Origin of the sequence: Streptomyces sp. NRRL F-5122, from assembly GCF_001507435.1 — a bacterium.
Classification (GTDB): domain Bacteria; phylum Actinomycetota; class Actinomycetes; order Streptomycetales; family Streptomycetaceae; genus Streptomyces; species Streptomyces lannensis.
The window spans coordinates 99,959-113,043 of the sequence record NZ_LMWH01000172.1 but is presented as its reverse complement, the minus strand read 5'-3'; the positions used below and the strand labels follow the sequence as shown (position 1 = coordinate 113,043).

The following is a 13,085-nucleotide window of genomic DNA, read 5'->3' as shown; positions in this document are numbered from 1 at the left end:
GCTACTTCTCCATGCTCCGGTTCAACTGGTTGAGCAGACGGGCCAGTTCCGCCACCTCGCGCCGGTCCCAGTGGGACAGCTCCCGCACGTACCGCGCACGGCGGGCGTCGCGCACGTTGCCGACACGGCTGCGTCCCTCCTCGGTGAGGTGGACCAGCCACGCCCGGCCGTCCGCCGGGTCCGGCTCACGGGCGACCAGGCCCAGTTCCTCCAGGGCCCGCAGCTGACGGGACATGGTGGCCTTGCCCACGCCGATATAGGCCGCGAGCTCCGTCGCGCGCTGCCGGCCGTACTCGTCCAGACGGACCAGGAGGCCGTACGCCGCGGGCTCGAGGTCCGGGTGCACCTCGCGGGCCATCTCGCCCTGGTTGGCCCGGGCCCGCCGCAGGAACACCGTGAGTTCGCGCTCCAGGGAGAGGAACTCCCGGTCCGCACCGGTGTGGTCCACACCGCTTCCCGACGCACCGGGTTCGACCGGACGTCCCTCACCGTTTCCGCGCTCGTGCACGTCAGCTCCCCTGCCCCGGTTTCCCGTTCCTGAAAGTTTCTGCCAAACGTCGCCATTGCCGCAGCTCCGTCAGTATTTCGCAGGCGTAGACCAACGGCGTCCTCCGCCCCCCTTCCCAGCCCGGCGCCCGCATGCGTAGCTTCCATACCAGATCCTTCCTGGCATGCCCACGCCACCGCCGACGGGCCGACGACGCCCCGCGGCCCCGCACTCCCCGGCACAGGGCATGCCCGAGCGCATCCCCCACCGAGCTCCACCGAGCCTTTCGGAGGCACGTCATGCTCGTGCACAGATCCGGATCGGTCCGACGCCCGCGCCGCCTGTTCGCGGCCGGACTCCTGCTCGCCGCGTTCTCCCTGATGTTCACCCAGCCGGCCGAGGCCGGCACACCCGCCCGTGGCACCGCGCACATGGGTATGGGCGTCCTGGCGCACGACGGCGGGGGCAGCGCCTCCCGCAGCGCCGCCGCCGCCCAGACCGAAGGCGTGGACGTCTCGGGCTACCAGGGCAATGTCGCCTGGTCGACGCTGTGGAGCAGCGGCGTCCGCTGGGCCTACACGAAGGCGACGGAAGGGACGTACTACACGAACCCCTACTTCGCCCAGCAGTACAACGGTTCGTACGGCGTCGGCATGATCCGCGGCGCCTACCACTTCGCCACCCCGGACACCACGAGCGGCGCCACCCAGGCCAACTACTTCGTCGACCACGGCGGCGGCTGGTCACGGGACGGCAGGACGCTGCCGGGCACGCTCGACATCGAGTGGAACCCGTACGGCGACGCCTGCTACGGCAAGTCGGCGAGCGCGATGGTCAGCTGGATCGCCGACTTCCTGAACACCTACAAGGCGCGCACCGGCCGGGACGCCGTCATCTACACGGCCACCAGCTGGTGGACGCAGTGCACCGGCAACTACGGCGGCTTCGCCGCCGCCAACCCGCTGTGGATCGCGCGGTACGCCTCCGCCCCGGGCACGCTCCCGGCCGGCTGGGGCTACTACACGATGTGGCAGTACACCTCGTCCGGCCCGACGGTCGGGGACCACGACAAGTTCAACGGGGCCCTGGACCGGGTGCAGGCGCTCGCCAACGGCTGAGTCCCCCACGGCACGGCGAAGGCCCGGACTCCCGCACGGGACCCGGGCCTTCGCGTCGTCCGATGGCGTCCGTCACGCCGCCACCGGAGTCCGCGGCGTCACGCCGCCACCGGCACCTCCGGCGCAGCGCCGTTGGTGGCCGGCGCGAGCGCCAGCTCCAGCACCTGGCGGACGTCGGTGACGGCATGGACGTCCAGCTTCTCCAGCACCTCGGCCGGGACGTCGTCCAGGTCGGGCTCGTTGCGCTTGGGGATGACGACGGTGCTCACCCCGGCCCGGTGCGCGGCGAGCAGCTTCTGCTTCACCCCGCCGATGGGCAGCACACGGCCGGTCAGCGAGACCTCGCCGGTCATCGCCACGTCCGTACGCACCAGGCGGCCGGACAGCAGCGAGGCCAGTGCGGTCGTCATCGTGACGCCCGCGCTCGGGCCGTCCTTGGGGACCGCGCCCGCCGGGAAGTGGATGTGCACACCCCGGTCCTTCAGATCGCCGACCGGCAGTTCCAGTTCGGCGCCGTGGGAGCGCAGGAAGCTCAGCGCGATCTGCGCCGACTCCTTCATCACGTCGCCGAGCTGACCGGTCAGGGTCAGGCCCGCCGCGCCCGTCTCCGGGTCGGCGAGCGACGCCTCCACGTACAGGACGTCTCCGCCGGCGCCGGTGACCGCGAGTCCGGTCGCCACACCGGGGACGGCCGTCCGCCGCTCGGCCGGGTCCTGGGCGGACTCGGGCACGTGGTGCGGACGCCCGATCAGGGCACGCAGGTCCTCGTCCCGGACGGTGAGCGGGAGTTCCGTCTCGTCCAGTTCGTGCCGGGCCGCGACCTTGCGCAGCAGTCGGGCGATCGAGCGCTCCAGGTTACGGACGCCCGCCTCCCTGGTGTACTCGCCGGCGAGCTTGCGCAGGGCGCCCTCGTCGAGCGTGACCTCGTCCTTGTGCAGACCCGCCCGCTCCAGCTGGCGCGGGAGCAGGTGGTCGCGGGCGATCACGACCTTCTCGTCCTCGGTGTAGCCGTCCAGGCGGACCAGCTCCATACGGTCGAGCAGGGCCTCCGGGATGGCTTCGAGGACATTCGCCGTCGCGAGGAACACCACGTCGGACAGGTCGAGTTCGACCTCGAGGTAGTGGTCGCGGAAGGTGTGGTTCTGCGCGGGGTCCAGGACCTCGAGCAGAGCGGCGGCCGGGTCGCCCCGGAAGTCCGAGCCCACCTTGTCGATCTCGTCGAGCAGGACGACCGGGTTCATCGAACCGGCCTCCTTGATGGCGCGCACGATGCGGCCCGGCAGGGCGCCCACATAGGTGCGCCGGTGACCGCGGATCTCCGCCTCGTCGCGCACGCCGCCGAGCGCGACCCGCACGAACTTGCGCCCCATGGCGTGCGCGACCGACTCGCCGAGGCTCGTCTTGCCCACACCGGGCGGACCGACGAGGGCGAGAACGGCGCCTCCGCGCCGTCCGCCGACGACTCCCAGACCCCGGTCGGCGCGCCGCTTGCGCACCGCCAGGTACTCGGTGATGCGCTCCTTCACGTCCTCCAGGCCCGCGTGCTCGGCGTCCAGGACGGTCTTTGCGCCGCGGATGTCGTACTCGTCCTCGGTGCGCTCGTTCCACGGCAGTTCGAGCACGGTGTCCAGCCAGGTCCGGATCCACGACCCCTCGGGCGACTGGTCGCTCGACCGCTCCAGCTTGTCGACCTCCTTCAGAGCGGCCTCACGGACCTTCTCCGGCAGGTCGGCGGCCTCGACACGGGCCCGGTAGTCGTCGGTCTCCTCGCCTTCCCCGGCCTCGCCGTTGAGTTCGCGCAGCTCCTTGCGCACGGCCTCCAGCTGGCGGCGCAGCAGGAACTCGCGCTGCTGCTTGTCGACGCCCTCCTGGACGTCCTTGGCGATGGACTCCGCGACATCCTGTTCGGCGAGGTGGTCGCGAAGTTGCTGTACGGCGAGCTTCAGCCGGGCGACCGGGTCGACGGTCTCCAGCAGCTCCACCTTCTGTTCGACGGTCAGGAAGGGCGAGTAGCCCGAGTTGTCGGCGAGCGCTGAGACGTCGTCGATCGCCTCGACACGGTCCACGACCTGCCAGGCGCCACGCTTCTTCAGCCAGGTCGTGGCAAGGGCCTTGTATTCCTTGATCAGTTCGGTCGCATGTCCCGGCAGCGGGTCGGGCGCGTTCTCGTCGATCCGCGTCCCCTCGACCCACAGCGCCCCGCCCGGGCCGGTGGTTCCGGCGCCGATCCTCACACGGCCGCGGCCGCGGATCAGTGCGCCCGGGTCACCGTCGGCCAGCCGGCCGACCTGCTCGACGGTGCCGAGCACACCGGTGTTCGCGTACGTCCCGTCGATGCGCGGCACCAGCAGGACCCTGGGCTTCCCGGGCTCGGACCGGGCAGCGGCCTGCGCGGCCTCCACGGCCGCGCGTACCTCGGAATCGCTCAGGTCCAGCGGAACCACCATCCCGGGCAGCACGACCTCACCGTCGAGCGGCAACACGGGCAGGGTGAGCGGTGTGGACGTCGAAGCCATGATCTCCCCTTCGGCAGTCAAGTTGAGCTATGCGGACTCAATGCTCGAGAGGATCCGATTGTTCCCCCGAAGGCGTTCGCTGTGAGCGATCGCGTCTGCCGACTCCGTGAACGGCACGTCGACGGGGGTGCGGCACACCGGCCACGGCCCCGGGCGTTCGCTGTCCGCGGCGGCGTCCCTCCGCTGCAACGCCCGGGGGGCGACAGGGCTTCCCGGCCCTCGGGGCCTCACACGACCGCCGCCGGGCCGCCCGGTCACCCGCGGACGTTCCCGAGACGGCAAGCAGTTGCCCCGGCACCCTCGGCCCGCCTTACGGCCTCCCCGTGACAGACACGGAGATGCTGCTCGCCGCGTACGACGACCAGATGCGCGGCGCCCCGCCCACCCCTGTGGTGGGTGTCGTCCACGAGCACGACGGACCGCTGCTGCGGATCGTCGGTCAGCATCGGGGCCTGGTCAGCGGGCCGCGCGACCTCGAGGTGCGCGGGGCGGAGCTGGACCGGCTGATCGCCCGGCAACGCGACTACTTCGCCGGGCGCGGCGAGGCGCTGGAGTGGAAGACGCGCGGGCACGACATCCCGGCCGACCTCGTCGACCGGCTGTGCGCCGCGGGGTTCGTGCCCGAGGACCGGGAGACGGTGCTCATCGGACGCACCGAGGAGATGGCCGCGCGGCAGCCCGCCCTCCCACGGGGCGTCGCAGTGCGGCGGGTCACAGCCGACACGGACATGCGGCGCATCGCCGCGATGAAGTCGGCCGTCTGGGGCGAGGACTGGAGCCGGCTCGCGGACGATCTGATCGGGCGGGTCGCGGCCGCCCCCGACGAGATCGCGATCCATGTGGCGGAGGCGGACGGGGAGGTCGTCTCGGCGGCCTGGCTCGTCTTCCGCCGCGGAACGGAGTTCGCCGGTCTGTGGGGCGGCTCGACGCTGGCCGACTGGCGGGGCAAGGGCATCTACCGTGCCCTCGTCGCGGTCCGCGCCCGCCTCGCCGCCGACCGGGGCGTGCGCTACCTCCATGTCGACGCTTCCGACGACAGCGCCCCCGTCCTGCTCCGTCTGGGCTTCCGTGCGGTGACCACCACGACGCCCTATGTGTGGACGCCGCCCGGATCCTGACCGCGCACGGCGGGGGCGGTGACCGTGCCCACCCGGCCGCCGCCTCGGAGGGACCGGCCCCGGGCCCTTCGGCGTACGGCCGGCCAGATCGCGATGCCGACGGCCAGCGCCAGCAGATGGCCCCAGTCGCTCAGCGGGTCCGCGAACGCGGCCAGATCGTGGAGCACCACCGCGCCGGACACGACGAGCACCGTCCACCGCGGCCACGGCCCGAGCAGTCCCGTCAGTGCGCCGAGGCTCGCGGCGACACCGAAGCTGATGCCGTAGTCGAGCCGGTGCAGGGAGCTGTCGGGCAGGCCACCCGCGAGCACCGTCAGACCGACCGGGATCTCGGTCGCGAGCGTGGCGAGCACATGGCCGATCAGAAAGACGGCCGCCGTGCACATTCCGCCGGTGCGCCGCTCCAGCGCCGTCAGCACCAGGAGGAAGACGAGCGCGTACGACGAGGTCAGCCCGCCCGCGATCCACAGCGCGCTCGCCACCAGCACCGGCACCGGCGCCCGCACCAGATGGGCGACGTCGGTGCTGGAGTGCTGATAAAGGGAGTGGACCAGCGACGGGTCGGCGTACTCGGCGAACAGCGACGTCCCCAGCAGGACGGCGGCGTATCCGAAGGTGAAGGGCGTGCCCGTCGGCGTCGGCAGGAGCAGCAGGGGGCGCGGGCCCGCCGTGGGATCGGCACTCGGCGCGGGCCAGGTCACGGCGCCGCGCGGCCGCGCCGTACGCTGGCGCGGCATGCCCTCCAGAAGCGGCGCACCCGTCCCCGGGGCCGTGGCCGGGACGTCAGCCGGCGAGACCGTGGGTTCCAAGGTGCGGGCTCCTTCCGTCGCACACCACCCTTGGCGCCCCACGGGCCGCTGTCCATGACCGACGCCGCACGCGACGCGATTCTCAGCGACTTCCCACGCGATTCGCACATCCGGGGCGAGCGCACAAACGGGCGTTCGACCGCTGCGGACGTGTCCGGCGCCCCCGCGGCGTCGCGGCGACCGGCCCGTCCGCCCTCTTCCGGCGTGCCGCTCCCCGAAAACCCGTCGTCCGCGCCGCCGCGGGTCACCAGAATGTGGCTCATGCATTCGTACGACACCCACGACACCCCGGAAGTCCTGGACCGGCGCGAGGGTCCGCACGGCGAGGTCGTGCTGCGGCGCCACGGCGAACTGCTGCAGATCATCGCCAACGGCTGCTTCCTCATGGACACCTCCGACGGGCGCTCGGAACGGCTGCTCGTCGACGCCGCGTACGGCGCGCTGGACGGCCGCCCCGGACCGCGTGTGCTGATCGGCGGACTCGGCGTCGGCTTCTCGCTCGCACACGCCGCGGCGGACCCGCGCTGGGGAGCGATCACCGTCGTCGAACGGGAGCGCGCCGTCATCGACTGGCATCTCGACGGCCCGCTGTCCGCGCTGACCGAGAAGGCGCTCGCCGATCCGCGCACCCGCATCGTCGAGGCCGACCTGCTTGCTTACGTCGATGAGACATCGGACACGTACGACGCCCTGTGCCTCGACATCGACAACGGCCCCGACTGGACGGTCACCGAGGACAATCACGGCCTGTACTCGGCCGCCGGACTGGCAGGCTGCGCACGGCTGTTGAGGCCCGGCGGGGTGCTCGCGGTATGGTCGGCGCAACCCTCTCCGGAATTTGAAGGATCCCTCTGGAATGCCGGGTTCCAGCGGGTGCGTACCGAAGAGGTCCGGGTTGCCCGGGGCGTTCCCGACGTCGTGCATATCGCTGTCAGACCTGGATAGCCGACCGGCGGTAACTCCCCGTACGCTGCATCCCTGACGCGGATCATTCAAGCGTCAAACGCAGTCATGGGATCACCCCACGGATTCCGGAAAGCAACCCCAGGGGCGGGCGATGGAGCAGACACACACCTCGCACAACGGCACGACGGCGAACCCGGGCGCTCAGCGCCGGGTTCTGGTGGTCGAGGACGACCCTACGATCGTCGACGCCATCGCCGCCCGCTTGCGCGCCGAGGGATTCCTCGTGCAAACCGCCGGCGACGGCCCGGCGGCGGTCGACACGGCCGAGGCATGGCAGCCCGACCTGCTGATCCTCGACATCATGCTGCCGGGCTTCGACGGCCTGGAGGTGTGCCGTCGAGTGCAGGCGCAGCGCCCGGTGCCGGTCCTGATGCTCACCGCGCGCGACGACGAGACGGACATGCTGGTCGGGCTCGGCGTCGGCGCCGACGACTACATGACCAAGCCGTTCTCGATGCGTGAGCTGGCGGCGCGCGTGCACGTCCTGCTGCGCAGGGTCGAGCGGGCCGCGCTGGCGGCCACCACACCGCGCAGCGGCATCCTGCGCCTCGGCGAACTGGAGATCGACCACGCTCAGCGGCGGGTCCGGGTGCGCAGCGAGGACGTCCACCTCACGCCGACCGAGTTCGACCTGCTCGTGTGCCTGGCGAACACGCCGCGCGCCGTGCTCTCGCGCGAGCAGCTGCTCGCCGAGGTGTGGGACTGGGCCGACGCGTCCGGCACCCGCACCGTGGACAGCCACATCAAGGCCCTGCGCCGGAAGATCGGCGCGGAGCGCATCCGTACCGTCCACGGTGTCGGCTACGCGCTGGAGACCCCCACGCCATGAGCGGCGGGCCGGCGTCACGAAGAGGCCCCGGGGAGCCCTGGGGCGGCGTACGTCCGTTCTCGATCAAGACCAAGCTGGGCGCGCTGGTCGTGATCTCGGTACTGATCACCACGGGTCTGTTGATGATCGCGGTGCGCACCGAGACCGAGCTGCGTTTCATCACGGTGTTCTCGATGATCGCCACACTTCTGATCACCCAGTTCGTGGCCCATTCGCTCACCGCTCCGCTGGACGAGATGAACACCGTGGCCCGGTCCATCTCGAACGGGGACTACACCCGCCGGGTGCGCGACACCCGCCGGGACGAGCTGGGCGACCTGGCCCACACGATCAACCTGATGGCCGACGAGCTGGAGGCCCAGGACCGTCAGCGCAAGGAACTCGTGGCGAATGTCTCGCACGAGCTGCGCACGCCCATCGCGGGTCTGCGCGCGGTCCTGGAGAACATCGTGGACGGCATATCGGCCGCCGATCCGGAGACGATGCGCACGGCGCTGAGGCAGACGGAGCGGCTCGGGCGCCTGGTGGAGACGCTGCTGGACCTCTCCCGTCTGGACAACGGCGTGGTCCCGCTGAAGAAGCGCCGCTTCGAGGTCTGGCCGTATCTGTCCGGCGTCCTCAAGGAGGCCCAGATGGTGTCCTCCGCGCGCGCGGGCATCGGCTCGGGCTCCGGCAGCCACACGAGGACGGACGTCCATCTGCACCTCGACGTCTCCCCGCCGGAGCTGACCGCGCACGCCGACCCGGAGCGCATCCACCAGGTCGTCGCCAACCTGATCGACAACGCGGTCAAGCACAGCCCGCCGCACGGCCGGGTCACGGTGAAGGCCCGGCGCGGACCGCAGCCCGAGTCGCTCGAGCTCGAGGTACTGGACGAAGGGCCCGGCATACCGCGGTCGGAGTGGCACCGGGTCTTCGAGCGCTTCAACCGCGGTGCGGTGAGCCGGCCGCACGGGCCGGGCAGCGACGGCGGCACGGGTTTGGGCCTCGCCATCGCGCGCTGGGCGGTGGATCTGCACGGCGGCCGGATCGGCGTGGCCGAATCCTCTCGGGGCTGCCGGATCCAGATCACCCTTCCGGGAGAGACCTCTTCCCCAAGTTGACGTAAAGTTCGACGCGGAGCGCCAAGATCCATGTCCGTCTCCGTTGATGGACACGTGTGATCAGGCACAGGCCCGCGCATGCCCCGCGCCGGGCCGGGGTCGTCGCACCCGCGTCTAACCGGAACCCCGCTTGTTTCCCGCCAATTGCAGCGCCGAAACACGCTTTCCGATGTGACTTACGCGACGATGAACCGGCTCGACCTGACCTTCACGGCCGGGGAGGCGTAGCCTTTATTCCCGCTGTCCAATCACCATGTGAAGCGGAAGAGGGCGGTTGCCGCCGTGTCGCCACAGTCCCCCAGTAACTCGAGCATCTCGACCGACGACCAAGCCGGGAAGAACCCCGCTGCTGCGTTCGGTCCCAACGAGTGGCTCGTCGACGAGATCTATCAGCAGTACCTCCAGGACCCGAATTCGGTAGACCGTGCCTGGTGGGACTTCTTCGCCGACTACAAGCCGGGGGCGGCCGCCTCCACGGCTACGGCGGGTACCGCGGCCGCGGGGGCCGCGGGCACCACCACGGCCACCCAGGCCGCGCCTGCCGCGCCGGCTGCCGCGCCGGCTGCGCCGCAGGCCCCGGCCGCTCCGGCCGCCGCGCCCGCGCAGCCGGCCGTCGCGCCCGCCCCGGCGAAGCCGGCGGCTCCCGCCGCCGCGAAGCCCGCCGCGGCGGCCGTCAAGCCGAAGAAGGACGAGCCTGTGGCGCAGGCGCCCGAGGGTCCCGAGCTGGTGACCCTGCGCGGCCCCTCCGCCGCCGTCGCGAAGAACATGAGCGCGTCGCTGGAGATGCCCACGGCCACGTCCGTGCGCGCGGTCCCGGTGAAGCTGCTCTTCGACAACCGCATCGTCATCAACAACCACCTCAAGCGCGCCCGGGGCGGGAAGATCTCCTTCACGCACCTGATCGGCTACGCGATGGTCCAGGCCATCAAGGCCATGCCGTCGATGAACTGGTCCTTCGCGGAGAAGGACGGCAAGCCGACCCTCGTCAAGCCGGAGCACGTCAACCTCGGCCTCGCCATCGACCTGGTCAAGCCGAACGGCGACCGCCAGCTCGTCGTCGCGGCGATCAAGAAGGCCGAGACCCTGAACTTCTTCGAGTTCTGGCAGGCCTACGAGGACATCGTCCGCCGCGCCCGCGACGGCAAGCTGACGATGGAGGACTTCTCCGGCGTCACGGTCTCGCTCACCAACCCCGGCGGCCTCGGCACGGTCCACTCCGTGCCGCGCCTGATGCCCGGCCAGTCGGTGATCATGGGTGTCGGCTCCATGGACTACCCGGCGGAATTCCAGGGCACCTCCCAGGACACCCTGAACAAGCTCGGCGTCTCCAAGGTCATGACGCTCACGTCGACCTACGACCACCGGGTGATCCAGGGCGCCGCCTCCGGCGAGTTCCTGCGCGTCGTCGCCAACCTGCTGCTCGGCGAGAACGGCTTCTTCGACGAGATCTTCGAGGCCCTGCGCATCCCCTACGAGCCGGTCCGCTGGCTCAAGGACATCGACGCCTCGCACGACGACGACGTCACCAAGGCCGCCCGCGTCTTCGAGCTGATCCACTCCTACCGGGTCCGCGGCCACGTCATGGCCGACACCGACCCGCTGGAGTACCGCCAGCGCAAGCACCCCGACCTGGACATCGTCGAGCACGGCCTCACCCTGTGGGACCTGGAGCGCGAGTTCGCCGTCGGCGGCTTCGCCGGCAAGTCGATGATGAAGCTGCGCGACATCCTCGGCGTGCTGCGCGACTCGTACTGCCGCACCACCGGCATCGAGTACATGCACATCCAGGACCCCAAGCAGCGCAAGTGGATCCAGGACCGTGTGGAGCGCCCGCACACCAAGCCGGAGCGCGAGGAGCAGCTGCGCATCCTGCGCCGCCTGAACGCGGCGGAGGCCTTCGAGACCTTCCTGCAGACCAAGTACGTCGGCCAGAAGCGCTTCTCCCTGGAGGGCGGCGAATCGGTCATCCCGCTGCTCGACGCGGTGATCGACAGCGCGGCCGAGTCCCGTCTGGACGAGGTCGTCATCGGCATGGCCCACCGCGGCCGCCTGAACGTCCTCGCGAACATCGTCGGCAAGTCCTACGCCCAGATCTTCCGCGAGTTCGAGGGCAACCTCGACCCGAAGTCGATGCACGGCTCCGGCGACGTGAAGTACCACCTGGGCGCCCAGGGCACCTTCACCGGCCTGGACGGCGAGCAGATCAAGGTCTCCCTCGCCGCCAACCCGTCCCACCTGGAGACGGTCGACCCGGTCATCGAGGGCATCACCCGGGCCAAGCAGGACATCATCAACAAGGGCGGCACGGACTTCACGGTCCTGCCGGTGGCCATCCACGGCGACGCGGCCTTCGCGGGCCAGGGCGTGGTGGCCGAGACCCTGAACATGTCGCAGCTGCGCGGCTACCGCACGGGCGGCACGGTCCACATCGTCATCAACAACCAGGTCGGCTTCACCGCGGCCCCCGAGTCCTCCCGCTCGTCCATGTACGCGACGGACGTGGCCCGCATGATCGAGGCCCCGATCTTCCACGTGAACGGCGACGACCCGGAGGCGGTCGTGCGCGTCGCGCGTCTGGCCTTCGAGTTCCGCCAGGCGTTCAACAAGGACGTGGTGATCGACCTCATCTGCTACCGCCGCCGCGGGCACAACGAGTCGGACAACCCGGCGTTCACCCAGCCGCTGATGTACGACCTGATCGACAAGAAGCGCTCGGTGCGCAAGCTGTACACCGAGTCGCTGATCGGCCGGGGCGACATCACGCTGGAAGAGGCCGAACAGGCGCTGCAGGACTACCAGGGGCAGCTCGAGAAGGTCTTCACCGAGGTCCGCGAGGCCACCTCGCAGCCGGCCGCGGCCCCGTCGCAGGAGCCGCAGGACGGCTTCCCGGTGCAGGTCGACACGGCCGTGTCCGCCGAGGTCGTCAAGCGCATCGCCGAGTCCCAGGTCAACATCCCCGATCACTTCACCGTCCACCCTCGTCTGCTGCCGCAGCTGCAGCGCCGGGCGGCCATGGTCGAGGACGGCACGATCGACTGGGGCATGGGCGAGACCCTGGCCATCGGCTCGCTGCTCCTCGAGGGCACGCCGGTCCGCCTCTCCGGCCAGGACTCCCGCCGCGGCACCTTCGGCCAGCGCCACGCGGTACTGATCGACCGCGCGACGGGCGAGGACTACACCCCGCTGCAGTACCTGTCGGAGGACCAGGCGCGCTACAACGTCTACGACTCCCTCCTGTCCGAGTACGCGGTCATGGGCTTCGAGTACGGCTACTCGCTCGCCCGCCCGAACGCGCTCGTGATGTGGGAGGCGCAGTTCGGCGACTTCGTCAACGGCGCCCAGAGCGTCGTCGACGAGTACATCTCGGCCGCGGAGCAGAAGTGGGGCCAGACGTCGGGCGTCACGCTCCTGCTCCCCCACGGCTACGAGGGCCAGGGCCCGGACCACTCCTCGGCCCGCCCGGAGCGGTTCCTGCAGCTCTGCGCTCAGAACAACATGACGGTCGCGATGCCGACCCTGCCCTCGAACTACTTCCACCTCCTGCGGTGGCAGGTGCACAACCCGCACCACAAGCCGCTGGTGGTCTTCACCCCGAAGTCGATGCTGCGCCTCAAGGCCGCCGCGTCGAAGGCGGAGGAGTTCACGTCGGGCCACTTCCGCCCGGTCATCGGCGACAGCTCGGTCGACCCGGCCGCGGTCCGCAAGGTCGTTTTCACCTCGGGCAAGGTCTACTACGACCTCGAGGCGGAGCGTCAGAAGCGCGGTGTGACGGACACGGCGATCATCCGCCTCGAGCGCCTGTACCCCCTGCCGGGTGCCGAGCTCCAGGCCGAGATCAAGAAGTACCCGAACACCGAGAAGTACCTGTGGGTCCAGGAGGAGCCGGCGAACCAGGGCGCCTGGCCGTTCATCGCCCTGAACCTCATCGACCACCTCGACCTGGCGGTCGGCGCGGACATCCCCGCCGGCGAGCGCCTGCGCCGCATCTCGCGCCCGCACAGCTCGTCCCCCGCCGTGGGCTCGGCCAAGCGCCACCAGGCCGAGCAGGAGCAGCTGGTACGCGAGGTCTTCGAGGCGTGAGCCACTGAGCACGCCTCGGACTGACGACAGGGCCCGGCCCCGGGATCACTCCCCGGGAC

The 13,085-nt window shown here is 70.7% G+C and carries 9 protein-coding genes; 6 read left to right on the top strand and 3 right to left on the bottom strand.

Annotated features, from left to right (window positions below; translation table 11 throughout):
* Window position 1: 1 nt before the first annotated feature.
* Window positions 2–508 carry a MarR family winged helix-turn-helix transcriptional regulator gene (locus ADL25_RS18525; RefSeq protein WP_059128862.1) on the bottom strand — a complete coding sequence of 169 codons (507 nt, stop codon included), beginning with the start codon at window positions 506–508 and terminating at the stop codon, window positions 2–4.
* Window positions 509–786: 278 nt separating this feature from the next.
* Here ADL25_RS18525 and ADL25_RS18520 point away from each other — a divergent pair, with 278 nt between their 5' ends.
* Entirely contained in the window at window positions 787–1,605 is an 819-nt protein-coding gene (locus ADL25_RS18520) for a lysozyme (protein WP_059128861.1), read from the top strand.
* 98 nt (window positions 1,606–1,703) lie between these two features.
* Here the strand turns inward: ADL25_RS18520 and lon are convergent, their stop codons facing one another.
* Window positions 1,704–4,121: an endopeptidase La gene (gene lon / locus ADL25_RS18515; RefSeq protein ID WP_059128860.1), complete on the bottom strand. Its 2,418-nt coding sequence runs from the start codon at window positions 4,119–4,121 to the stop codon at window positions 1,704–1,706.
* A 338-nt stretch (window positions 4,122–4,459) separates the two neighbouring features.
* On the opposite strand from lon, the gene ADL25_RS18510 reads away from it, so the two are divergent.
* Window positions 4,460–5,239 carry a GNAT family N-acetyltransferase gene (locus ADL25_RS18510; RefSeq protein WP_416070677.1) on the top strand — a complete coding sequence of 260 codons (780 nt, stop codon included), beginning with the start codon at window positions 4,460–4,462 and terminating at the stop codon, window positions 5,237–5,239.
* Here ADL25_RS18510 and ADL25_RS18505 read toward each other — a convergent pair.
* Complete coding sequence (locus ADL25_RS18505; RefSeq protein WP_079050445.1) at window positions 5,212–6,048, bottom strand: rhomboid-like protein; 837 nt, start codon at window positions 6,046–6,048, stop codon at window positions 5,212–5,214. The genes ADL25_RS18510 and ADL25_RS18505 overlap by 28 nt on opposite strands.
* Before the next feature lie 261 nt (window positions 6,049–6,309).
* Between ADL25_RS18505 and ADL25_RS18500 the strand changes: the two genes are divergently transcribed.
* The 4 genes from ADL25_RS18500 (at window position 6,310) to ADL25_RS18485 (ending at window position 13,026) form a co-directional block, all read left to right on the top strand.
* Window positions 6,310–6,993: a spermidine synthase gene (locus ADL25_RS18500; protein WP_059128911.1), complete on the top strand. Its 684-nt coding sequence runs from the start codon at window positions 6,310–6,312 to the stop codon at window positions 6,991–6,993.
* A 112-nt stretch (window positions 6,994–7,105) separates the two neighbouring features.
* Window positions 7,106–7,843, top strand: coding sequence for a response regulator transcription factor (locus tag ADL25_RS18495; RefSeq protein ID WP_059128858.1), 738 nt, complete (start codon window positions 7,106–7,108; stop codon window positions 7,841–7,843).
* Window positions 7,840–8,946 carry a HAMP domain-containing sensor histidine kinase gene (locus ADL25_RS18490; RefSeq protein ID WP_059128857.1) on the top strand — a complete coding sequence of 369 codons (1,107 nt, stop codon included), beginning with the start codon at window positions 7,840–7,842 and terminating at the stop codon, window positions 8,944–8,946. The genes ADL25_RS18495 and ADL25_RS18490 overlap by 4 nt, the downstream gene beginning before the upstream one ends.
* Window positions 8,947–9,228: 282 nt before the next feature.
* The gene (locus ADL25_RS18485) at window positions 9,229–13,026 is read left to right on the top strand and encodes a multifunctional oxoglutarate decarboxylase/oxoglutarate dehydrogenase thiamine pyrophosphate-binding subunit/dihydrolipoyllysine-residue succinyltransferase subunit (RefSeq protein ID WP_059128856.1); all 3,798 of its coding nucleotides are present in this window, start codon (window positions 9,229–9,231) and stop codon (window positions 13,024–13,026) included.
* The last annotated feature ends 59 nt before the right edge of the window (window positions 13,027–13,085 follow it).

What these genes read in the sequence shown, in the direction of transcription:
- ADL25_RS18520 (WP_059128861.1), top strand. Translation starts at nt 787, where the DNA reads ATGCTCGTGCACAGATCCGGATCGGTCCGACGCCCGCGCCGCCTGTTC.
- lon (WP_059128860.1), bottom strand. Translation starts at nt 4,121, where the DNA reads ATGGCTTCGACGTCCACACCGCTCACCCTGCCCGTGTTGCCGCTCGAC.
- ADL25_RS18510 (WP_416070677.1), top strand. Translation starts at nt 4,460, where the DNA reads ATGCTGCTCGCCGCGTACGACGACCAGATGCGCGGCGCCCCGCCCACC.
- ADL25_RS18500 (WP_059128911.1), top strand. Translation starts at nt 6,310, where the DNA reads ATGCATTCGTACGACACCCACGACACCCCGGAAGTCCTGGACCGGCGC.
- ADL25_RS18495 (WP_059128858.1), top strand. Translation starts at nt 7,106, where the DNA reads ATGGAGCAGACACACACCTCGCACAACGGCACGACGGCGAACCCGGGC.
- ADL25_RS18490 (WP_059128857.1), top strand. Translation starts at nt 7,840, where the DNA reads ATGAGCGGCGGGCCGGCGTCACGAAGAGGCCCCGGGGAGCCCTGGGGC.